Annotated in this window: 24 protein-coding genes; 12 read left to right on the top strand and 12 right to left on the bottom strand. The window is 61.2% G+C overall.

Features of this window, described 5'->3' with window-relative positions; all coding sequences use genetic code 11:
- Positions 1-2 precede the first annotated feature (2 nt).
- The 4 genes from AB4O08_RS13560 to AB4O08_RS13545 form a co-directional block, all read right to left on the bottom strand.
- Positions 3-1115, bottom strand: coding sequence for a uroporphyrinogen-III C-methyltransferase (locus tag AB4O08_RS13560; protein WP_010207435.1), 1113 nt, complete (start codon positions 1113-1115; stop codon positions 3-5).
- Between the two features lie 18 nt (positions 1116-1133).
- Positions 1134-1892, bottom strand: a complete 759-nt coding sequence (locus AB4O08_RS13555) for a uroporphyrinogen-III synthase (RefSeq protein WP_010207436.1) — start codon at positions 1890-1892, stop codon at positions 1134-1136.
- The gene (gene hemC, locus AB4O08_RS13550; protein ID WP_010207437.1) at positions 1889-2830 is read right to left on the bottom strand and encodes a hydroxymethylbilane synthase; all 942 of its coding nucleotides are present in this window, start codon (positions 2828-2830) and stop codon (positions 1889-1891) included. Before hemC ends, AB4O08_RS13555 begins: the two co-directional genes overlap by 4 nt.
- 138 nt (positions 2831-2968) lie before the next feature.
- On the bottom strand, positions 2969-3715 hold the full coding sequence (locus AB4O08_RS13545) for a LytR/AlgR family response regulator transcription factor (RefSeq protein ID WP_010207438.1): 747 nt from the start codon (positions 3713-3715) through the stop codon (positions 2969-2971).
- 505 nt (positions 3716-4220) lie between these two features.
- Between AB4O08_RS13545 and argH the strand changes: the two genes are divergently transcribed.
- Positions 4221-5615 carry an argininosuccinate lyase gene (argH, locus tag AB4O08_RS13540; protein WP_010207439.1) on the top strand — a complete coding sequence of 465 codons (1395 nt, stop codon included), beginning with the start codon at positions 4221-4223 and terminating at the stop codon, positions 5613-5615.
- A 142-nt stretch (positions 5616-5757) separates the two neighbouring features.
- Here the strand turns inward: argH and AB4O08_RS13535 are convergent, their stop codons facing one another.
- Positions 5758-6417, bottom strand: coding sequence for a glutathione S-transferase family protein (locus tag AB4O08_RS13535; RefSeq protein ID WP_010207440.1), 660 nt, complete (start codon positions 6415-6417; stop codon positions 5758-5760).
- A 125-nt stretch (positions 6418-6542) separates the two neighbouring features.
- On the opposite strand from AB4O08_RS13535, the gene AB4O08_RS13530 reads away from it, so the two are divergent.
- The 3 genes from AB4O08_RS13530 (at position 6543) to AB4O08_RS13520 (ending at position 10187) form a co-directional block, all read left to right on the top strand.
- Entirely contained in the window at positions 6543-6827 is a 285-nt protein-coding gene (locus tag AB4O08_RS13530) for a hypothetical protein (protein ID WP_010207441.1), read from the top strand.
- Between the two features lie 96 nt (positions 6828-6923).
- On the top strand, positions 6924-7178 hold the full coding sequence (locus AB4O08_RS13525) for a TIGR02647 family protein (RefSeq protein WP_010207442.1): 255 nt from the start codon (positions 6924-6926) through the stop codon (positions 7176-7178).
- Between the two features lie 168 nt (positions 7179-7346).
- Positions 7347-10187, top strand: a complete 2841-nt coding sequence (locus tag AB4O08_RS13520) for a class I adenylate cyclase (protein ID WP_460114181.1) — start codon at positions 7347-7349, stop codon at positions 10185-10187.
- Here AB4O08_RS13520 and rnk read toward each other — a convergent pair.
- The 3 genes from rnk to cyaY all read right to left on the bottom strand — a co-directional run bounded on the left by rnk (position 10184) and on the right by cyaY (position 11282).
- Entirely contained in the window at positions 10184-10597 is a 414-nt protein-coding gene (gene rnk / locus AB4O08_RS13515) for a nucleoside diphosphate kinase regulator (protein WP_010207444.1), read from the bottom strand. The two genes, AB4O08_RS13520 and rnk, sit on opposite strands and share 4 nt — an antisense overlap.
- Before the next feature lie 131 nt (positions 10598-10728).
- Entirely contained in the window at positions 10729-10947 is a 219-nt protein-coding gene (locus tag AB4O08_RS13510) for a DUF1289 domain-containing protein (protein WP_010207446.1), read from the bottom strand.
- A 2-nt stretch (positions 10948-10949) separates the two neighbouring features.
- On the bottom strand, positions 10950-11282 hold the full coding sequence (gene cyaY / locus AB4O08_RS13505; RefSeq protein ID WP_010207448.1) for an iron donor protein CyaY: 333 nt from the start codon (positions 11280-11282) through the stop codon (positions 10950-10952).
- A gap of 238 nt (positions 11283-11520) precedes the next feature.
- Here cyaY and lptM point away from each other — a divergent pair, with 238 nt between their 5' ends.
- Genes lptM through AB4O08_RS13475 form a run of 6 tightly spaced genes read left to right on the top strand, consistent with a single transcriptional unit; the run spans position 11521 to position 16106 of the window.
- Complete coding sequence (gene lptM, locus AB4O08_RS13500) at positions 11521-11691, top strand: LPS translocon maturation chaperone LptM (protein ID WP_010207449.1); 171 nt, start codon at positions 11521-11523, stop codon at positions 11689-11691.
- 9 nt (positions 11692-11700) lie between these two features.
- Entirely contained in the window at positions 11701-12948 is a 1248-nt protein-coding gene (lysA, locus tag AB4O08_RS13495) for a diaminopimelate decarboxylase (RefSeq protein WP_010207450.1), read from the top strand.
- Between the two features lie 3 nt (positions 12949-12951).
- Positions 12952-13782, top strand: coding sequence for a diaminopimelate epimerase (dapF, locus tag AB4O08_RS13490; RefSeq protein ID WP_010207451.1), 831 nt, complete (start codon positions 12952-12954; stop codon positions 13780-13782).
- Between the two features lie 13 nt (positions 13783-13795).
- Positions 13796-14512, top strand: coding sequence for a DUF484 family protein (locus AB4O08_RS13485; protein WP_010207452.1), 717 nt, complete (start codon positions 13796-13798; stop codon positions 14510-14512).
- A gap of 2 nt (positions 14513-14514) precedes the next feature.
- The gene (gene xerC / locus AB4O08_RS13480; protein ID WP_010207453.1) at positions 14515-15414 is read left to right on the top strand and encodes a tyrosine recombinase XerC; all 900 of its coding nucleotides are present in this window, start codon (positions 14515-14517) and stop codon (positions 15412-15414) included.
- Entirely contained in the window at positions 15411-16106 is a 696-nt protein-coding gene (locus AB4O08_RS13475; RefSeq protein ID WP_010207455.1) for an HAD family hydrolase, read from the top strand. Before xerC ends, AB4O08_RS13475 begins: the two co-directional genes overlap by 4 nt.
- Positions 16107-16164: 58 nt before the next feature.
- Here AB4O08_RS13475 and sutA read toward each other — a convergent pair whose 3' ends face one another.
- The 4 genes from sutA to glnK form a co-directional block, all read right to left on the bottom strand.
- Positions 16165-16491, bottom strand: coding sequence for a transcriptional regulator SutA (gene sutA / locus AB4O08_RS13470; protein WP_010207457.1), 327 nt, complete (start codon positions 16489-16491; stop codon positions 16165-16167).
- Positions 16492-16594: 103 nt separating this feature from the next.
- Positions 16595-17020, bottom strand: a complete 426-nt coding sequence (locus AB4O08_RS13465) for a secondary thiamine-phosphate synthase enzyme YjbQ (protein WP_010207458.1) — start codon at positions 17018-17020, stop codon at positions 16595-16597.
- A 211-nt stretch (positions 17021-17231) separates the two neighbouring features.
- On the bottom strand, positions 17232-18569 hold the full coding sequence (locus AB4O08_RS13460) for an ammonium transporter (RefSeq protein ID WP_010207459.1): 1338 nt from the start codon (positions 18567-18569) through the stop codon (positions 17232-17234).
- A gap of 34 nt (positions 18570-18603) precedes the next feature.
- A complete protein-coding gene (gene glnK / locus AB4O08_RS13455; RefSeq protein WP_002555808.1) occupies positions 18604-18942 on the bottom strand; it encodes a P-II family nitrogen regulator in 339 nt (112 codons plus the stop codon).
- Positions 18943-19364: 422 nt separating this feature from the next.
- Here glnK and AB4O08_RS13450 point away from each other — a divergent pair, with 422 nt between their 5' ends.
- Both AB4O08_RS13450 and AB4O08_RS13445 read left to right on the top strand, forming a co-directional pair.
- Positions 19365-19625 (top strand): accessory factor UbiK family protein, encoded by a 261-nt coding sequence (locus AB4O08_RS13450; RefSeq protein ID WP_010207460.1) that lies wholly within the window; start codon positions 19365-19367, stop codon positions 19623-19625.
- 26 nt (positions 19626-19651) lie between these two features.
- On the top strand, positions 19652-20923 hold the full coding sequence (locus tag AB4O08_RS13445; RefSeq protein ID WP_460114180.1) for an MFS transporter: 1272 nt from the start codon (positions 19652-19654) through the stop codon (positions 20921-20923).
- Positions 20924-20944: the final 21 nt, after the last annotated feature.

Here is a 20944-nt window from a genome sequence, read left to right as displayed (position 1 = left end):
CTCTACTCCTGCTTCGCCGGCGTGGCCGCCGCCTTGGCTTCGTCGGCAGACAAGTGACGACGCTCAAGGTATGCCTGCACGGCAGCGAGGCTCGCGGCCAGGTCCGGCGTCACCACCGACACCGCCTTGGGCTCAAGCTCGGCGATGCGCGCCAGCATCGCCTGGCTTTGCGGGTTGTCCTGGTTGAAATTATCTTGCAACACGCTGCGCGCCTCGCCCAGGGAGCGGCTGTAGACCGCCGACTCACCGTTGAGCGCTGCCCATTGCGCCTGCTCCAGCGCCAGGCTCAGGGCCAGGCGCACCTGATTCAAGCCTTGCCCAGCCAGCAGCGGACGGATGTTGTCATCCGGGTTGAAGTCAATGCGGAAGTAACGGGAAATCTGCTCCCACCACTGGCTCCAGCGGCTTTCCGTATCGGTAGTCGGGCGTCCATCGGAAGCAGGTTCGGTGAGCTGATACTCAGGGGCAATGGCGGCCAGTTGCACGACCTGGTCGCGCAAGGCCGCCAATTGCAGGTATAGCCCGGTGCGGTCCGGCTGCTCGGTGCTGCGCAGCGCGGCAAGGCTCTTGGCCAATTGCTCGCGAGCAGCGTAGGCGCCAGGATCGCTTTGCTCGCGAAGAATCTCGTCGGCCCCCTGGACCAACGCCTGGGCGCTGTTGATGTCTTGCAGGGCAGAAAGGCGCAGGCTCGCCAGGCGAATCAGGTGTTCCGCCTCAGCCAGGCGCCAGTCTTTACGACTGGACCCCAGCACGGTTTCCAGGCGCTGACTCAAACGCTGTTGGTCACCCTGCAACTGGGCCACCAGGCGACGGCGCTCCTCCAGCTCATCAGCACCCGGCAACTGCGCCAGCCGCGCAGCCAGTTGTTGCTGGCTTTGCTTGAGGGACTGGGATTGGTCATCGAGGGTCTGCACCTGGCCCAGCTGCTGCTGGCTGCTGGCTTGCAGCGCGCGGACCTGCCAGACGCCCCAACCGCCGGCGGCAACACCCGCTACGCCGAGCAGCAGGGCGACGATTGCCAGGCCATTGCCGCGACGCGGCGCGGTAACCGGTGACTCAACCGGCGCATCAAGTGCGGGTTGGGTTTCATCTTTAGGCAAGGCTGTTTCGCTCACGTATCCGTCCTTTGCGTTTCAGAGAGTGGGAACGGGATAACTCCGTATCGCCACTAACAAAGCCGCGGCACTCGCACCGCGACAATCCACAACTTTTTCTGCGCCAGCGACCCGCGCCATCTCTTGGACACGGGGGCTTGGCACGAACAACGGCAGCTGGGCCACCTGGGGCCAATCGGCTCCGGCCAGGGCTTGCAGGTGTAAAAAACCCTGCCCACTGCTGACCACCAGGCCGTTCAAGCGTTCCAACTGGATGCGTTGTATCAATGCCCCGGCCTTGTAGGCCGGTAGGAAACGGCGATACAACTCCAGATAGTCGACACTAGCACCTTGTTCGCGCAAGCGCTCCGCCAGCAGCTCCCGACCGCCCTCGCCGCGCAGGATCAACACCCGGGCATCCGGGCGGGCGATAGCCTCGCGCAACGCAGGCAATTGAAGCAAGGCCTCACTGTCGTCGCCAGTAGGCGGATACTTAACATTCAGCCCCTGTGCGGCCAATACCTGCGCGGTGGCAGCGCCGACACTGAACCATGGCAACTGCGGCCATGTTCGATCCAGCTGCGCAACTGCAAGGCGCGCTGCAGGCTTGCTGACCACGATCACCGCACAGTAGCGACCCAGGTCATGGAAGACGGCTTGCTGTTCAGGCGTAACGGGGAGCGGCTCGATATCCAGTAAAGGCAGGCTGCTGCTGAAAATACCGGCGTCGGCCAACGAGGCCGCCAGCGCCCTCGACTCCTCGGCAGGCCGCGTCAGCAGCACGCGCCATTCGGTCACTGCGCGCCAGCCTCGCCGTAGACCTTTTGCAGGATGGCACCCGCACCCTTGTCCAACAGCTCCTCGGCCACCTGGATACCCAAGGCCGTGGCGTCACGCTGTGGTCCACGCGCCTCGGCGGTCAGCAGTGTGCCGCCTTCCGGGTCGCCCACCAGGCCACGCAACCACAAGTGTTCACCTTCGAGTACGGCGTAGCAGGCGATCGGCACCTGGCAGCCACCGTTGAGGTGCTTGTTCAAGGCTCGTTCAGCCGTCACGCGTATTTCGGTGTCGGGGTGATCCAGGGGTTTGAGCAGGGCGTGGATTTCACTGTCGGCGGTGCGGCATTCAATGCCAACGGCGCCCTGCCCTCCGGCTGGCAGGCTGTCCTCGACGCTGATGGCCGAAGTGATGCGGTCTTCGAAACCCAGGCGAATCAGGCCGGCCGCTGCGAGGATGATCGCGTCATATTCACCGGCATCCAGCTTGGCCAGGCGAGTGTTGACGTTGCCGCGTAGAAAGCGGATCTGCAAGTCCGGCCGGCGAGTCAGCAGCTGAGCCTGGCGACGCAGGCTCGACGTACCGACGATACTGCCCAAAGGCAACGCGTCCAAGGAGGCGTAGGTGTTGGAAACAAAGGCATCACGCGGGTCTTCGCGCTCGCAGATGCAAAACAGGCCCAGGCCTTCAGGGAAGTCCATGGGCACGTCTTTCATCGAATGCACAGCGATGTCGGCTTCGTTTTCCAACAGCGCGGTTTCCAGCTCCTTGACGAACAAACCCTTGCCGCCGATCTTCGACAGTGGCGAGTCGAGCAGCTTGTCGCCGCGACTGACCATAGGCACCAGGGACACCTTGAGACCAGGGTGAGCCTGTTCCAGGCGAGCTTTGACGTATTCGGCCTGCCACAAGGCCAAGGCGCTTTTACGGGTGGCGATGCGGATTTCGCGAGAGGACATGGATCAATCCGTACTGAATAGATACGGCAGATAATAACAGCTCAGGCAAATACGCTTTGATTTGAATCAGCAAGTGCGGGGCCTCCCTGGCCGCGTCGCACCGGGATATGGGTTACAGGCCTGGCCACAGCCCTCGGGCTAAAGCTGCTGCATCATCTTGCGCACACCGGCCACATGCCGTCGGCTGACGATCAGCGCGTCGCCATTAAGGCCTTTGAGGAACAGCTGAAAGTGCCCAAGCGGCGTGCGTTGGAGGCGTTCGATCCGCTCGCGAGCCACCAGCGCATTGCGGTGGATACGCACGAAGCGGTCGCCAAATTCATCCTCAAGCGCCTTGAGCGGTTCATCGAGCAGCACTTCGCCGCCCTGGTGGCGCAGGGTCACATACTTGTGATCGGCGATAAAATAGACCACCTCGCCCAAGGGGATCAGCTCGATACCTTTGCGGGTACGGGCGCTGATATGGCTGCGCGGCCCATTACCACTCTGGGCAGCAGGCTGAGTCAGGGCAGCGAGTTGGACGCGGGTTGGGCGCTCAGCCTTTTTCAACGCCTTGAGCAACGCTTCGCCAGCCACCGGTTTGGTGAGGAAGCTGACTCCGCTGGCTTCCAGCGTCTCCGCAGAAAACTCATCGCCTGCTGCGCAAAATACCAAGGCGGGTGGCGACTCTCGCTCGCTCAGCCGGGCGGCCACTTGCAGGCCATCGAGGCCCGGCATACGGATATCGAGCAACACCACATCCGGCTTGAGGCTGTCGATCAGCGTCAACGCCTCTTCGCCCGTGGTGGCGCTCGGCTCTAGTACTGCATAACCCTCGAGATCACTGACCAAACGGCTCAGTCGCTCGCGGGCTTGGGGTTCGTCATCAACGATCAGGACATTCATATTGCGCTGGATTCCTGCGTGAGTCTCGCACAAGGATAGCGTAGACAGGTGCGGTGACTTGCGTCACAGCGATCCACGCTAAGACTAGCGCGAGCGGCAAAAAGTGCCCTGAGAGTGGCACCCATATTTACCCGGACCTGTTCAATAGCGCCCAAGACCTGCTGCCTTCGGGCATCGTCGTAGGGTTTGCTGATACACAATCCGAATACCCCCCTTTTTAAATGGATAGTCTGGGCTCTGACCGCATCACCCGACTTTGGTGCATTCACACACTATCAGTCCAACTGTAGACGCTCACTGAGACGACATTGCTCAATCGTCAAATATCGTTTCAACAAGTACCTGTACCCAGTCTCGTCCTGGACGCGTTCGGCGGCAAGGCACTTAGCCATCCTTTGCACAAATAAAAATGCCGACAACCCGCAGCACCGCGTCCACGGGCAACCCTGTTATTATCGCTGGCACACTTCCATGCCTCTTTACTAAGCAGATCACGAGCGAATCCATGAGCACCGACAAGACCAACCAGTCCTGGGGCGGCCGCTTCAGTGAACCCGTCGACGCCTTCGTCGCCCGCTTCACCGCCTCCGTCACCTTCGACCAGCGCCTGTACCGCCACGACATCATGGGCTCCATCGCCCACGCGACGATGCTGGCCAAGGTCGGCGTGCTGACCGACGCCGAGCGCGACAGCATCATCGACGGCCTGACCACCATTCGTGGCGAGATCGAAGCCGGCACGTTCGACTGGCGCGTCGACCTGGAAGATGTGCACATGAACATTGAGGCCCGCCTCACCGACCGCATCGGTGTGACCGGCAAGAAGTTGCACACCGGCCGTAGCCGTAACGACCAGGTGGCCACGGATATCCGCCTGTGGCTGCGTGATGAAATCGACCTGATACTGGGCGAAATTACCCGCCTGCAAAAAGGCCTACTGGAACAGGCCGAGCGTGAATCCGACACCATCATGCCGGGCTTCACTCACCTGCAGACCGCGCAGCCTGTGACCTTCGGCCACCACCTGCTGGCCTGGTTCGAAATGCTCAGCCGCGATTACGAGCGCCTGGTCGATTGCCGCAAGCGCGCCAACCGCATGCCATTGGGCAGCGCCGCGCTGGCCGGCACCACTTACCCGATCGACCGCGAATACACCGCGCAGTTGCTGGGCTTCGACGCCGTGGGCGGCAACTCCCTGGATGGCGTGTCGGACCGTGACTTCGCTATCGAGTTCTGCGCCGCTGCCAGCATCGCGATGATGCACCTGTCGCGCTTCTCCGAAGAGCTGGTGCTGTGGACCAGCGCACAATTCCAGTTCATCGACCTGCCAGACCGTTTCTGCACCGGCAGCTCGATCATGCCGCAAAAGAAAAACCCCGACGTACCCGAGCTGGTGCGTGGCAAGAGCGGCCGCGTGTTCGGCGCCTTGATGGGCCTGCTGACCCTGATGAAAGGCCAACCCCTGGCCTACAACAAGGACAATCAGGAAGACAAGGAACCGCTGTTCGACGCCGCTGACACCCTGCGCGACTCACTGCGCGCCTTTGCCGACATGATTCCGGCGATCAAGCCCAAGCACGCGATCATGCGTGAAGCGGCGCTGCGCGGGTTCTCTACTGCGACTGACCTGGCGGACTACCTGGTACGCCGTGGCCTGCCGTTCCGCGACTGCCACGAAATCGTCGGCCACGCAGTTAAGTACGGCGTGGACACTGGCAAGGACCTGGCGGAAATGAGCCTGGAAGAACTGCGCCAGTTCAGCGACCAGATCGAACAGGACGTGTTTGCCGTGCTGACCCTGGAAGGCTCGGTGAATGCCCGTAACCACGTGGGCGGTACTGCGCCGGCGCAGGTGAAGGCAGCCGTCGCGCGCGGCCAGGCCCTGCTCGCCAGCCGCTAGACCGCGGTTTCTGCTGCAACGCGGTCAACCCTGCGGGAGCGGGCTTGCTCGCGAAGGCGGTGGACTAGTCATCAATGTGTTGACTGATCCACCGCCTTCGCGAGCAAGCCCGCTCCCACATTTTGAGCGGCGCTCGTCGTGATTATTTTTTTGCCGCTAGCATCGCCATAAAGGCCGGCATCGCCGCCTCCCTGTCCGCCGCCACTTTCTGAGCGTTGGGCATGGCGTGCAACCTTTCCAGCAACGCCTTGGCCGCCGGCATTTCAGCCAGTAGATCCAGGCCAAACAGCTTCTCGCCCACTGCGCAGGCGAGATTCACGCTGTACATGAAATACAGATCGGCAATGGTGAAACTCTCACCCGCCACATAGGGTGCGAACTTGCCGTGCCTGCCCAACGACCCGAAACCCAACAGCAACTCGGCCTTGGACTTCTCTTTGATCGCATCCGGCACCGGCATGCCAAAAAATGCCTCGGCGAAACAGGCGCGAGCAGGCAGTTCGATGTACAGCTCGATTTCCCGGCACAACGCCAATACCTGAGCACGCTGGAACGGCTCGGCCGGCAGCAGTGCGGGCCCTTCCTGGGTATGCTCGATGTACTCGAGGATCACGCTGGTTTCGTTGATAAAACCCTGCTTGACGCCCAGCACCGGCACCTTGCCTCGCGGGCTCACGGCCAGGGCTTCAGGGGTTTGGCCGGCGTAAAAAGGCACCTCTTCGAAAGGCAGCCCTTTTTCCAACAGCGCCAGCTTGACCATGTTGTAGTAGTTACTGACCGAGAATCCGTAGAGCTTGAGCATGTCTGTGCCTCCAGGCCGGGAAAGGGGTTGGCTGCAACTGTTATAGATCCCGGCGCCCGCCCTGACCAGCAGCATCACCTGCCTGAATGGGGGTAGACTGACGCCCTTTCCTTGAGGAGCCTGCCATGAGCGAGCCGACCGATATCGACAACGACGAAGAAGAATTCGCCGAAACCACCCTGATCGAAGCGATCGAGAACCAGATCGAAAGCGAAAACCCACCGGCTGCCAAGGCCACCTTCAACAAGCTGACCCTGGTCGGTTACGAGCGTGAAGAGATCCTCCAGCTGATGGCCCACGTGCTGGCTGTCGAGATCGATGCGCTGCTGGAAGAAGACCGCGCCTTCAATACCGAATGGTATGAAACTGCACTGCGCGCCCTGCCGGAGTTGCCACCCGAAAAGCAATAAATCCAACACGCGGCAACACACTGGACAGTTCGGCAAAGTGCGTTCACCTTATGGCCTGCTAGCCTCTAATAAATTCTTAGAAAGTCTGGAGTCCTTATGTCGTATACCCCTGAGTTGGTTGCCGAACTGGAAATCCTTGTACTCTTCCCATTGGACAGCACCAAAGAAGGTCTGAAAGTCCACCAGACCGCCGCGCCTACCGCCATCGCCGCTGCCAAGCGCCTCCACGCGAAAGGGCTGATCGACCAGCCGGACGGAGGCTACCTGACCAGCCTTGGCCGGGACGCCGCAGAGCAGGCCCAGACCCTGCTGACGATCTTGACCACTGCCACGACCAAAGAAGCCGCCTGATACCGGATACCGCCCATGGAGTCCGCTATGTGCGGATTCCGAGGGCGTTGCTGTGCAAGTGCGAAAATTCTGACGTCAAAATCCATTTCCCTCTAAACCTCCTACGCTACTGGCTGTAAACTCCTACACGGCCGCCCACGTCGGGCCCTGCGAGCCACCGAGTTCGACATGACCCGCACCCATGAAATCCGCCCCGACCTGGACGAAGGCATCGACCGCAAGGTGCTGGCCCAGCTGCGCGCGCGGTTCATGGCCCTCAATGAAGGCCGCATGGCCCGGGCCATCGAGGGGCTGACGCCGCGCCAGCAAAGCGTGCTGAACCTGTTGCCGCTGTTTTTCCACGTTAACCATCCGCTGCTGCCTGGCTATGTGTCGGGCAGTACGCCGGCAGGCCTGTCGAATTACGAACCGGACGCCCAAGCCCTCACCGAAGCCCAGCGCCTGACCCGCTCGTTCTCCTACAAGCCACGCCATGGCAACCCGCCGCGACCGATCCTCGGCCTGTTCCTGATGGGCAGCCTGGGTACCCTGGCCCAGGCCGACCAGAGCGACATGGACGTGTGGGTGTGTCACGCCGCGGACCTGAGCGAGACTGAACTGGCCGAACTGCGCAAGAAATGCCAGTTGCTGGAAGCCTGGGCCCTGACCATGGGCGCCGAGGCACACTTCTTTCTGATCGAGCCGACGCGCTTTGTCCTCGGTGAGCGCGACACGCAGCTGAGCTCCGACGACTGCGGCACCACCCAGCATTACCTGTTGCTGGATGAGTTCTACCGCACCGCCATCTGGCTGGCCGGGCGCACGCCGATCTGGTGGCTGGTACCGGTGTATGAAGAGACCCGGTATGCCGAGTTCACCCACACGCTGATTTCCAAACGTTTCATCCGCGCCGATGAAACCCTCGACCTCGGCCACCTGGCGCGCATCCCCCCAGGCGAATTCATCGGCGCCGGGCTGTGGCAGCTGTTCAAGGGCATCGAGTCGCCTTACAAATCCGTGCTCAAGCTGCTGCTGACCGAGGTCTACGCCAGCGAACACCCGAACGTGCATTGCTTGAGCCTGCGCTTCAAGCGTGCAGTGTTCGCCAACCAAATGGACCTGGATGAGCTGGACCCGTACATCGTGGTGTACCGCCGCATCGAGGAATACCTCAAGGCCCGCAACGAACCCGAGCGCCTGGAGCTGGTGCGGCGCGCGCTGTACCTGAAGGTCAACCGCAAGCTCAGCGCCAGCCAGCGCACCACCAGCTGGCAACGGCTGCTGCTGGAGCGCCTGGCCCACGAATGGGGCTGGGACCAGCGCCAATTGGCGCTGCTGGACAGTCGCAGCCAATGGAAGGTACGCCAGGTCGCTTCCGAGCGGCGGGCGCTGGTCAGCGAGCTCAATTACAGTTATCGCTTCCTGACCCAGTTCGCCCGCACCGAACAGACCGTTAGCCTGATCAACAAGCGCGACCTCAACGTACTGGGGCGGCGCTTGTACGCCGCGTTCGAGCGCAAGGCCGGCAAAGTCGAGTTCATCAACCCCGGCATCGCCCCGGACCTGGCCGAAGACACCCTGACCCTGGTGCAATCGCCCAACCGCAAGGAGCCGGGCCAGCATCATTGGGGCCTGTACAACGGTAACCTGACGGCCCTGGAATGGGAGCACTTCGCGCCGATCAAGCGCAGTCGCGACCTGCTGGAGATGCTCACCTGGTGCCATCGCAACGGCGTGATCGACAGCAGCACGCGCCTGGCCTTGCACCCTGGCACCAGTGACATGACTGAATTCGAGCTGTTCAACCTGCTGGGCAGCCTACAACAGACCATCGACCTGCCCTTGACCAGCGTGGATGAACAACGCCTGCTGCGCTCGGCAGTGCCCGAAGAAGTGTTGTTGCTGATCAACGTCGGCGTCGACCCGCTCAAGCACCATCGCGACCTGAATATCCTGATGACCACCGAGCGCACCGACTCCCTGAGTTATGCCGGCGTGCGCGACAACCTGGTGCTGACCCTGGACCAGGTCACGCTCAACAGCTGGAACGAGGTGATGGTCAGCCGCTACGACGGCCCTCACGCGTTGCTCGACTGCTTGCGCGACTACCTCAACCAGTTGCCTCCCGACCATCTGCCACGCCTGCGAGTGCGCTGCTTATGTCACAACCGCGCGCAATTCATTGCCCGGCGCGTGGAAGAGATCTTCGACACCGCGCAGAACCTGCTGCTCAGCCAGGGTAATCACCGCTATGTGCTCCAGGTGCAGCAGCACTATCACGTCATGGAGCTGATGCCGGGCCAAGCCAACCATGTATCACTGGCGACCCAGGATGCGCTGGTCGCCTACCTCAGCGAAGAACTGGCCAGCTACAGCCCTTTGCACCTGGACGCCATGGCCTTGGAAGACCACGATCTGGCAGTGTTGCTGCCGATGGGCATGGCCGATTGCGTGCAGGTGTTCTACCGCGTCAACGAGGGTTTTGCCGAGCTGTATGTGCTGGATGAATTCAACGCGCTTTGGCAGCAGCGCTTGCCGTTTCACGATGAACAGAGTCTGTTGGCGCCGTTGCAGCGTTTCTTGCAGTCGATCATTTATCGCCGGGACGCATTGTCCCCGCTGGATCCGCAAGAGCCGCTGGGCGCGGTACAGGTCTTGTATTACCAGCTATTGCCGTCGGTCAGTGGTCGCGCACGCGGCATCGAACCTCGGCCAGCGCCGTTGAACCCGACGAACAAACCGTTTTATGACGTGCAGGCAATTATCGGCAAGGCAGCGCAGGGCCAGGTAGGTATCACGCTGTACTGCAATCAGCGGGAGTTTTCCGAACTGGAATTTGGCGACCAGCTGTTTGCAGTGGTCGCCCAGGAAATCGTCGGGCAACGCCGGGAGACCGAGCGTTACCGCTGCTACATAACGGACCTGGATCTGTCCGGCCTGCTCGGCGATGTGCAAAGCCCAAGCAACCTGTACCTGCGTTACAAGGCCGAACTTGAGCTGTCGCTCAACGAGGCACTGAGCCAGATTTAGAGAGGGAAGGCGCCGCCGTCTTTAGGCTGCCCTTCAACACTGAGCAATTCCAGCTTGAGGGTCTTGCCACCCGGTGCCGGCCAGTCGATGTGCTGGCCAACTTGCAGGCCGAGCAACGCGCTGCCCACGGGTGCCAGGATCGAAATCTTGCCTTCGTCGGCGTTCGCGTCTTTCGGGTAGACCAGGGTCAGGTGGTAGTCCTTGCCGCTGCCTTGCTCACGGCAATGCACGCTGGAGTTCATGGTCACGACACCCGCAGGCACTTCATCGTGACCAACCACGTCTTCGGCGCGGTCGAGTTCGGCTTGCAACGCTTCGACGCCGGGAGATTCGTCGCCCAGGCGGTCGATCAGTTGCTCCAGACGCTGCACGTCAAGACGGGTGAGGATGATGGACGGTGCGGTGGTCATGATTCAGGCAGACTCCTTTTTTCTGCACAAAAAAGCAAAACCCCGCCAGGAAAAGGCGGGGTTCTCACGGGCCTCGATGAGTTGAGGCGTACCCGGACACTACCACAGCGTCACAAATAAACAAGACGGCCTCAGGCGCGCGCCCTGCGCTGCTCGGCTTCCGCGCAGATCAGTCGGCGCCGCGCGTCGTCGGCAGAGCGCCATTCGCGGATATCTTCCACGTGCCGGAAGCACCCGAGGCAGACTTTCTGCTCGTCCAGACGACACAAACTGATACAAGGTGACGGCACCGCCGGGCTGACATTACTGAACAACGGTTTCGGCGGGCGGACAGGTGCAGGCTGGGTCACGGTCAGATCTCGTCAAAATCCAGCTCGGCGCCGGCTTGTTCCAGAACCAGCCGCGCGAGCATTTCACTGAGCAGCTCATCGCTGGTATCGCACTGCCAATTGTTGTCTTCTTCGTTGTAATCGAAGTGAAAACCACCGGAACGTGCAGCCAGCCACAGCTGACGCAAAGGCTCCTGGCGACTGAAGATCAGTTGAGTGCCATTCTCGAACTTGACGGTCAGCACGCCGGCCGAGTTTTCCAGGTCCACGTCCAGGCCGCTGTCGTCGAAAATATCCTCCAACGCCTGCTGGGTCGAATCCACCAGGTCGTGAAAACGGGCTTCGGTCAAACTCATTGTGGCAACCTCAAAAGTGTCTGGTTTTGCTCAAGCGCCGCACGATACGGGCGAGCCCCGCCGATTGCAAAGGATACCGATTTCAACACGATTGACGGTGTGAAAAATCCTCAAGCAGCGTAGTCCGCTTCCTGACTCTCTCGGCAAACCCCCGCCGGACGGGTATTCCAGCGCATAGGCAAGCTGGCGGGTGGTCGGTATACTCGGGCGCAATTAATGCATATTCAAGGATTTCGCCATGAAGCGCCTGATCTCTTCCCTTGCTGCGCTCGTCGCGGTCGCTTGCCTCGTTAGTGCCTGTGGTCAAAAAGGCCCGCTGTACCTGCCCGATGACAGCAAAGACCCGAATGAACAGGCGCAATCGTCGCAAAAACCATCCAAAGCGCATAAGCACGACACCTACGAATAAGGGTACTCCATGGACGCTTTTAACTACCGGGACGGCGAGCTGTTCGCGGAAGGCGTGGCGTTGTCCGCGATAGCCCAGCGCTTTGGCACCCCGACCTATGTGTATTCGCGTGCGCATATCGAAGCCCAGTACCGCTCGTTCACCGACGCCCTCGACGGCGTGTCGCACCTGGTGTGCTACGCGGTCAAGGCCAACTCCAACCTCGGCGTACTGAATGTCCTGGCGCGATTGGGCGCTGGTTTCGACATCGTCTCCCGTGGCGAGCTGGAACGTGTGCTGGCCGCTGGCGGCAAGGCTGAAAAGATCGTGTTCTCCGGCGTCGGCAAGACCCGCGAAGACATGCGTCGCGCCCTGGAAGTCGGCGTGCACTGCTTCAATATCGAATCCACCGACGAGCTGGAGCGCCTGCAGGTCGTGGCCGCCGAGATGGGCGTGCGTGCGCCGATCTCCCTGCGCGTCAATCCGGACGTCGATGCCGGGACCCACCCATACATCTCCACCGGTCTCAAAGAGAACAAGTTCGGCATCGCTATTGCCGACGCCGAGGATGTGTACATCCGCGCCGCCCAACTGCCGAACCTGGAAGTACTGGGCGTCGACTGCCATATCGGCTCGCAACTGACCACGCTGCCGCCATTCCTGGATGCGCTCGATCGCCTGCTGGCGCTGATCGACCGTCTCGGCGAATGCGGCATCTACCTGCACCACATCGACCTCGGTGGCGGCGTGGGCGTGCGTTATCGCGATGAAGAGCCGCCGCTGATTGCCGACTACATCAAGGCTGTGCGCGAGCGTATCGAAGGCCGCGACCTGACGCTGATGTTCGAGCCTGGCCGCTACATCGTCGCCAACGCTGGCGTGCTGCTGACCCAGGTCGAGTACCTCAAGCACACCGAGCACAAGGATTTCGCCATCGTCGATGCGGCGATGAACGACCTGATCCGCCCGGCGCTGTACCAGGCCTGGATGAATGTCACCGCCGTGACGCCTCGTGCAAGCGAAGCCCGCGCCTATGACATCGTCGGCCCGATCTGCGAGACCGGTGACTTCCTGGCCAAGGATCGTCAGCTCGCGCTGGAGGAAGGCGATCTGCTGGCCATTCATTCGGCCGGTGCCTACGGGTTTGTCATGAGTTCCAACTACAACACCCGCGGGCGTACCGCCGAGGTGCTGGTGGACGGTGATCAAGCGTTTGAAGTGCGTCGCCGCGAGACGGTAGCCGAGTTGTATGCTGGCGAAAGCCTGCTGCCGGAGTAAGCCATGCTGCTGCGTTTTACCAAGATGCACGGGCTGGGCAATGATTTCATGGTCCTCGACCTGGTCAGCCAGCACGCGCACATCCTGCCCAAGCACGCCAAACAGTGGGGCGACCGTCACACCGGCATTGGTTTCGACCAGTTACTGATCGTCGAGGCTCCCAGCAACCCGGAGGTGGATTTCCGTTACCGGATCTTCAACGCCGACGGTTCCGAAGTGGAACAGTGCGGTAACGGTGCGCGCTGCTTCGCGCGCTTTGTGCTGGACAAGCGCCTGACCGCCAAGCGGCAGATCCGTGTCGAGACCAAGAGCGGCGTGATCGAACTGGATATCCGCAGTGACGGCCAGATCAGCGTCAACATGGGTGCGCCACGCCTGGTGCCGGCGGACATTCCGTTCCAGGCCCCCGAGCAAGCTGCCAGCTATGCACTGGATGTTGACGGCAAGACCGTCGAGATCGCCGCCGTGTCCATGGGCAACCCCCATGCCGTGCTGCGGGTCAACGACATCAACAACGCGCCCGTGCATGAATTGGGGCCGAAGATCGAACACCACCCGCGCTTTCCGGCACGGGTCAACGTGGGCTTCCTGCAGGTGATCGACCGTACCCGCGCGCAATTGCGTGTGTGGGAACGCGGCGCCGGCGAAACCCAGGCCTGCGGCACCGGTGCTTGCGCCGCTGCCGTGGCCGCGATCAGCCAGGGGTGGATGGATTCGCCGCTGCTGATCGACCTGCCCGGTGGACGCTTGTCCATTGAGTGGGCAGGCCCTGGCCACCCGGTGATGATGACCGGGCCGGCCTCGCGCGTATACGAAGGACAGGTCCGTCTATGAGTGAGCCAATCTAATGACCGATAAGCCTCAAGTACCCGCACACGCTACCCCGAGCGACAGTCTGGAGGCCGCTGCCGTCGCGGCGTACCTTGAGGCTAATCCGGACTTCTTCGTCGAGCACGAAGAACTGCTGCCGGCGCTGCGCATCCCCCACCAACGCGGCGATACTGTGTCGCTGGTGGAGCGGCAGATGAAGATCCTGCGCGAGCGCAATATCGAAATGCGCCACAAGCTCTCGCACTTGATGGACGTCGCACGCGACAACGACCGCCTGTTCGAAAAAACCCGTCGCCTGATCCTGACCCTGATGGATGCGACCAGCCTGGAAGAAACGGTGATCGCCGTCGAAGACAGCCTTCGCCAGGACTTCCAGGTGCCCTTTGTCAGCTTGATCCTATTCAGCGACAACCCGATGCCGGTGGGTCGCTGGGTCAGCGGCAGCGACGCACAAACAGCCATCGGCGGCCTGTTGTCCGAAGGCAAGACCATCAGCGGCACCTTGCGCGAGCATGAGCTGGACTTCCTGTTTGGTGCCGAGCAGCGCAAGCAGATCGGTTCCACTGCGGTGGTCGCTCTCAGCCATCAAGGCCTGCACGGTGTACTGGCCATCGCCAGCCGCGATCCCCAGCACTACAAGAGCTCAGTGGGCACGCTGTTCCTGACCTACATTGCCGAAGTACTGGGCCGCGTCCTGCCGCGCTTCACCACCGCCCTGCGCGCGGTGCGCTAACCATGGAACGGCAACTGGACGCTTACTGCGCTCACCTGCGCAACGAGCGCCAGGTGTCGCCCCATACGCTGGAAGCCTACCGGCGGGACTTGAACAAGGTCTTGGCCTACTGTGAGAAACAACAGATCAGCAGCTGGAAGGCTCTGGATATCCAGAGCCTGCGCAGCCTGATCGCGCGCCTGCACCAGGCGGGTCAATCCTCGCGCAGCCTGTCGCGCCTGCTCTCGGCGGTACGCGGGCTCTATCACTATTTGAACCGCGAAGGCCTGTGCGATCACGACCCGGCCAACGGCCTGTCGCCGCCCAAGGGCGAACGACGTCTGCCCAAAACCCTGGACACCGACCGCGCCCTGCAATTGCTGGATGGCGCCGTCGAGGATGACTTCCTGGCCCATCGCGACCAGGCCATCCTGGAGCTGTTCTATTCATCTGGCCTGCGTCTGTCGGAGCTGACTGGCCTGAATCTCGACCAATTGGACCTGGCGGACGGCCTGGTGCAAGTACTCGGCAAGGGCAGCAAGACCCGCGTGCTACCGGTGGGCCGCAAAGCCCGGGAAGCCTTGCAACTGTGGCTACCGCTGCGCCTGCTGACCAATCCCGCGGATGACGCGGTGTTTGTCAGCCAGCAAGGCCGGCGCCTGGGGCCACGGGCGATTCAAGTGCGGGTCAAGGCCGCCGGTGAGCGCGAGCTGGGTCAGAACCTGCACCCACACATGCTGCGACACTCCTTTGCCAGCCATATGCTGGAATCGTCCCAGGACCTGCGCGCGGTTCAAGAGCTGCTCGGCCACTCCGACATCAAGACCACGCAGATCTACACCCATCTGGATTTCCAACACCTGGCAACGGTGTACGACAGCGCCCATCCACGGGCCAAACGCATCAAGGGCGGCGACTCATGAGTATCAAGCTGATCACTTTCGACCTGGACGACACGCTCTGGGACAACGTACCCGTCATCATCAGCGCCGAAGCGTCGATGCGCGAATGGCTGACGGTCAACGCTGCGAAGGTCGGCGATTTGCCGCTGGAGCACTTCGCCAGTCTTCGCCAACAGGTGCTGGAGCGCCATCCCGAGCTGAAACACCGGATCAGCCTTTTGCGTCACAGGGTGTTGATGCATGCGTTTGAAGAGGCTGGTTATCCACAGCCTGAGGCCACGGAAATGGCGGATGTATGCTTCGAGGCGTTCATACACGCGCGCCACCAACTCGCCCCCTTCCCCGAAGCGGAGCCCATGCTCAAAGCCTTGCGCCAGCACTTCTTGCTGGGGGTGATCACCAACGGCAATGCCGACGTGCAGCGCGTGGGCCTGGCGGACTACTTTCACTTTGCCCTGCGCGCTGAAGACATCGGCATCGCCAAGCCGGATGCGCGACTGTTTCAAGAAGCGTTGCAACGCGGTGGCGTGGATGCCAGCGCAGCGGTGCATATTGGCGATCATCCAGGGGATGACATTGCCGGGGCGCAGCAGGCGGGGCTTCGGGCGGTGTGGTTCAACCCGACGGGTAAGGTTTGGGAAGCCGATAAGCGCCCGGATGCAGAGGTTCGCAGCTTGGCCGAATTAGCGCCTTTGCTGGCTGGCTGGAAATAACGCCCATGAAAAAGCCCGCAGCGACGGCGGGCTTTTCCCTACAAGCTGGTGACTGACCTCAGATAGGTCGGCTGCCGTACTTGTTATCAGGCTTCTTCGGTGGATCTGCCACCACGTTGGCCTCGACTTCCTGCACTTTGCCGCCTTTAGCGAGGAATTCTTCCATCGCACGGGCAAGGGCATCACGCTCTTTGTTCTTGGCTTCAACGCTCGGCAATTCATCTACCGACACAGCAGCCTTGGCTTTGCCCTTGGCAGCCGGGGCAGGTGCGTCATCGCCACCGTCGTCGTCAGCCACGTCTTCCGCCGCCGCTTCCAGACCTTCTTCGGTGTCGTCGTCGTCACCTACTTCCAGGTCGTCGTTTTCCAGATCATCGTCGCTCATGTTCTACCTCATGACTTGCGAAAAGCAGATTAGTTATAGCCCAGCTTCACCTTCTGTCGACGGCTGCCGGAAAAAAATCAACATCCACGGGATAACCAGTGGCTTATGCCCCATCACCCTGCAAGGTGGCGAGGACTTTACGAGCACCGCCATGATCACGGTGCTCGCCCAGATAAACACCTTGCCAGGTCCCCATCGCCAAGCGGCCGGCCTTCACCGGCAAACTCAGCTGGCAGCCCAGGAGACTGGCCTTGAAGTGCGCCGGCAGGTCATCCGGACCTTCGTCGTTGTGTTCAAACCCGGCAAGGCCTTGCGGCACCAGCGCGTTGAAATAACGTTCGAAGTCACGGAGAACCGCCGGGTCGGCATTCTCGTTCACGGTCAACGAGGCCGAAGTGTGTTGCAACCACAGATGCAACAAGCCCACGCGACAGGCCTTCAACTCAGGCAAGCCGGCCAGCAACTCATCGGTCACCAGGTGAAAGCCCCGGGGCTTGGCCCGCAGGGTAATCAAGGTCTGTTGCCACATACAGTTCTCCGCCCATCGGCGCGCATTCTAGCGCGCTCTGGGAAAAAACAAAGTGCCGAATACGCCTACATGCCTGTAAGACATTGGCACGCGGAAAAGTGCCGGGTGAACCTCATCACAAACTCGACGAAAAAACCGACACAGCGTGTTATGACTGACAAACGCCAGGCAAAAAAATGCCCGGCAAGCCGGGCATCTTTTTTACGCGTACTTACAAGTTGTAGCCGCGCTCGTTGTGTTGCGCCAGGTCGAGGCCGACGGCCTCCTCTTCTTCGGTCACCCGCAGGCCCATGACCATGTCCAGCACCTTGAGGATGACGTAGGTCACGATCGCCGTGTAGATCACAGTGAAGCCAACGCCTTTGCACTGGATCCAAACCTGCGCGGCAACGTCAGTCACGGTGCCGAAGCCGCCCAGCGCAGGGGCTGCGAACACACCGGTGAGAATCGCACCGACGATACCGCCGATACCGTGCACGCCGAACGCGTCCAGGGAGTCGTCGTAGCCCAGCTTGCGCTTGAGGCTGGTGGCGCAGAAGAAGCAGATCACACCGGCAACCAGGCCGATCACCAGGGCGCCCATCGGGCCCACGGTGCCAGCGGCTGGGGTGATGGCTACCAGGCCCGCCACCACACCCGAGGCGATGCCGAGTGCGCTTGGCTTACCGTGGGTGATCCACTCGGCGAACATCCAGCCCAGCGCTGCAGCAGCGGTAGCGATCTGGGTAACCAGCATCGCCATGCCGGCAGTGCCGTTGGCCGCAGCCGCGGAACCAGCGTTGAAGCCGAACCAGCCGATCCACAGCATGGCTGCGCCGATCAGGGTGTAACCCAGGTTGTGCGGAGCCATTGGAGTAGTCGGGAAGCCTTTACGCTTGCCGAGCACGATGCACGCCACCAGGCCAGCCACACCCGCGTTGATATGCACCACGGTGCCGCCGGCGAAGTCCAGCACGCCCCAGTCCCACATCAGGCCACCGTTGCCGCTCCAGACCATGTGCGCGATCGGCGCATAGACCAGGGTGAACCAGATAGCCATGAAGATCAGCATCGCGGAGAACTTCATACGCTCAGCGAAGGCACCGACGATCAGCGCCGGGGTGATGATCGCGAAGGTCATCTGGAAGGTGATGAACACCGCTTCCGGGAACAGCGCTGCAGGGCCGGTGATGCTGGCCGGGGTCACGCCCGCCAGGAACGCCTTGCCCATGCCGCCGAAGAAGGAGTTGAAGTTGACCACACCCTGTTCCATACCGGTGGTATCGAACGCGATGCTGTAGCCGTATACGACCCAGAGGATGCTGATGAGGCCGGTGATCGCGAAACACTGCATCATCACCGACAGAATATTCTTGGAGCGGACCATGCCGCCGTAGAACAGCGCCAGGCCAGGGATGGTCATGAACAGCACCAAAGCGGTGGCGGTCAACATCCAGGCGGTGTCGCCGGAATTGAGGACTGGAGCAGCCACTTCGTCTGCCGCCATGGCCAGGCTTGGCATTACGATGGACAACAGGGCTCCGAGCCCTGCGAATTTACGCAGAGTCATATTGTTTTCTCCTGGGGCGTTGGGGTTTGGCGGCTTAGATTGCGTCGGTATCGGTTTCGCCGGTACGGATGCGAATAGCCTGTTCCAGATTGACCACGAAGATCTTGCCGTCACCGATCTTGCCGGTGTTGGCGGCCTTGGTTATCGCCTCGATAACCCGGTCAAGATCCTTGTCGTCAATGGCGACATCAATCTTCACCTTCGGCAGGAAATCGACCACGTATTCCGCGCCGCGATACAGCTCGGTATGACCCTTCTGCCGACCGAAGCCTTTGACCTCAGTAACGGTAATGCCCTGCACGCCGATCTCGGACAACGACTCGCGTACATCGTCCAACTTGAACGGCTTGATGATGGCAGTGACTAGCTTCATGAAAACTCTCTCCCGAATTGGTGGACTTGCCCCAGGAAAACAAACCCGTCTCAAGTCTAAGCGCAGTGCCTGGCTTTGTAACGCGTCGTCGCCTCGGCATTTGCCTTTGCGACGCCAGCGAACCACTGGTGACGAAACCTGTACCCCTGATCCGTCGGCGCACTGCATTCGTCACAGCGACTGCATCAGTGCATGGGTCATGTTCGTCTAAGCAGAAACCTTGCCAGCTCCGTAAAAATCACTGAAATCAGTCCTTTGCCCACTTATCCCCACCTGCGAAGCTTTTGGGCGACGGCAATGCGCACAAAAACAGTGCGTAGCCGCCCGACCCTCTGCGCGAAAAGCGTGCGCCCGCCGTCGTGAAAAAGACTATAGACGCTGCGTGATACACTGCCGGCCAACAGTTTTCCGGAATATTTCCCATGCTCGCGCCCAAAGACCTCCTCGACGCCCTGAGCGGCCACGCCTCTCGCCTGTTCAGCGGTGACACCCCATTGCCCCGCAATGAAATCGAAAGCCAATTCAAGGCCTTGCTGCAAAGTGGTTTCAGCAAGCTCGACTTGGTGAGCCGCGAAGAATTTGATAGCCAGATGGTGGTACTTGCCCGCACGCGTGCGCGGCTGGAGAGCCTGGAGGCAAAAGTCGCCGAACTGGAAGCGCGATTGACGCCAGCGGGCGAATAACCGGCATCAACCGGTCCCTGTGGGGCTTGCCGGCCCTCGACCGGCGCCTGCTGAAAATACAATTCAGCTTTTTACTGGTGGTGCTCGGTGGCCGCTGCAACCAACTCGCCGTGGCGTGGTGGGCCTTGCAGGAAACCGGTTCCGCCGTCGTCTTCGCCAACATGATCGCCTGCTCCATCGCGGCGCAGGTGCTGGCCCGCCCTCTGCTGGGATGGCTGGGCGACAAGTACAACAAGATCCTGATCCTCAGGCTGGTTTCCCTGACCAGCGTGTTGACCGCGCTGTTGATGTTTCTTCTATCTGCGACGCAGCTGTTCAACCCCTGGAGCGTCGGCGCCCTGATGCTCGTCAGCAGTGCCGTCGCCGGTGTGCGCGAGCCGCTGCAGTCGTCGATCATTCCATTGTTTGCGCGTGACGATCAGGTCTCACTGGCCGTGCGCACCAAAAGCATGCTGTCGTCCATTTCCAACCTGCTCGGGCCAGCCATGGCCAGCGCGTTGATTTTCAGCTTCGGTACCCCGCTGGCGTTTGCCGTCGACTTCATTGCGATGCTTGGCGCGGCAGTGTTGATCGCATCCATTCCACTCCACCTCGGCGCCAGCGCCCCAGATGAACCTGAACCGACCTCCAGCGGCTGGCGCATGATTTACTCGGGTTTCAAGGCGGTCTATGGGGTGAAGGTCGAGTTCTACCTGGCTCTTGTGGCGATGCTCGTCAACTTTGCCCTGTTTCCATTTTTTACCATCCTGCTGCCGCTGTACGTGAAGACAGTTATCCACTACCCGATCACCTACCTCGGCCTGCTGGATGCGTGCTTCGGCCTGGGCATCCTGGCGGGCAGCTACACGATCACCGGCTGGTTGACCCAACGGGTACCCCGCGACCTGTGTGTCGCGGCAGGCTTTGCACTGTTGGGGGGCAATATGTGGCTGGCCGGCGCGCTCTCATCGATAGTCGTCGTGCCCCTGGCGTTCTTCTGTGGCGGGGTGGGCCTGATGCTGATCAACATTCCGACCTCTGCCGTGAGATTACTGGCGACCCCCAAGCAGCACCGCAACCGGATCTTCGCCACCGTGTCCTTTCTGTCCGCGGCAGCCAGCCCGCTGGGCAGTTTCGCCATGAATGGCCTGATCGCCAACCTCGGTGTCACCCTGACCATCACGTCGCTGGGGGCGATGGTGCTGGGGTTGTCACTGCTGGTGTTCCTGATCCCCGATTTCCGCACCTTCATGCGTGCCCCGGACCCCCAACTCAACGGCGCCTATCTGGATAAGTATCCCAACGCCTTTGCACGTTGATACGTCCTGTAAAAGTCTGAT

The organism is Pseudomonas sp. H3_E07 (assembly GCF_054668895.1).
Note: the sequence above shows the minus strand (reverse complement) of the source record. Positions and strands in the feature narration are given on the sequence as shown.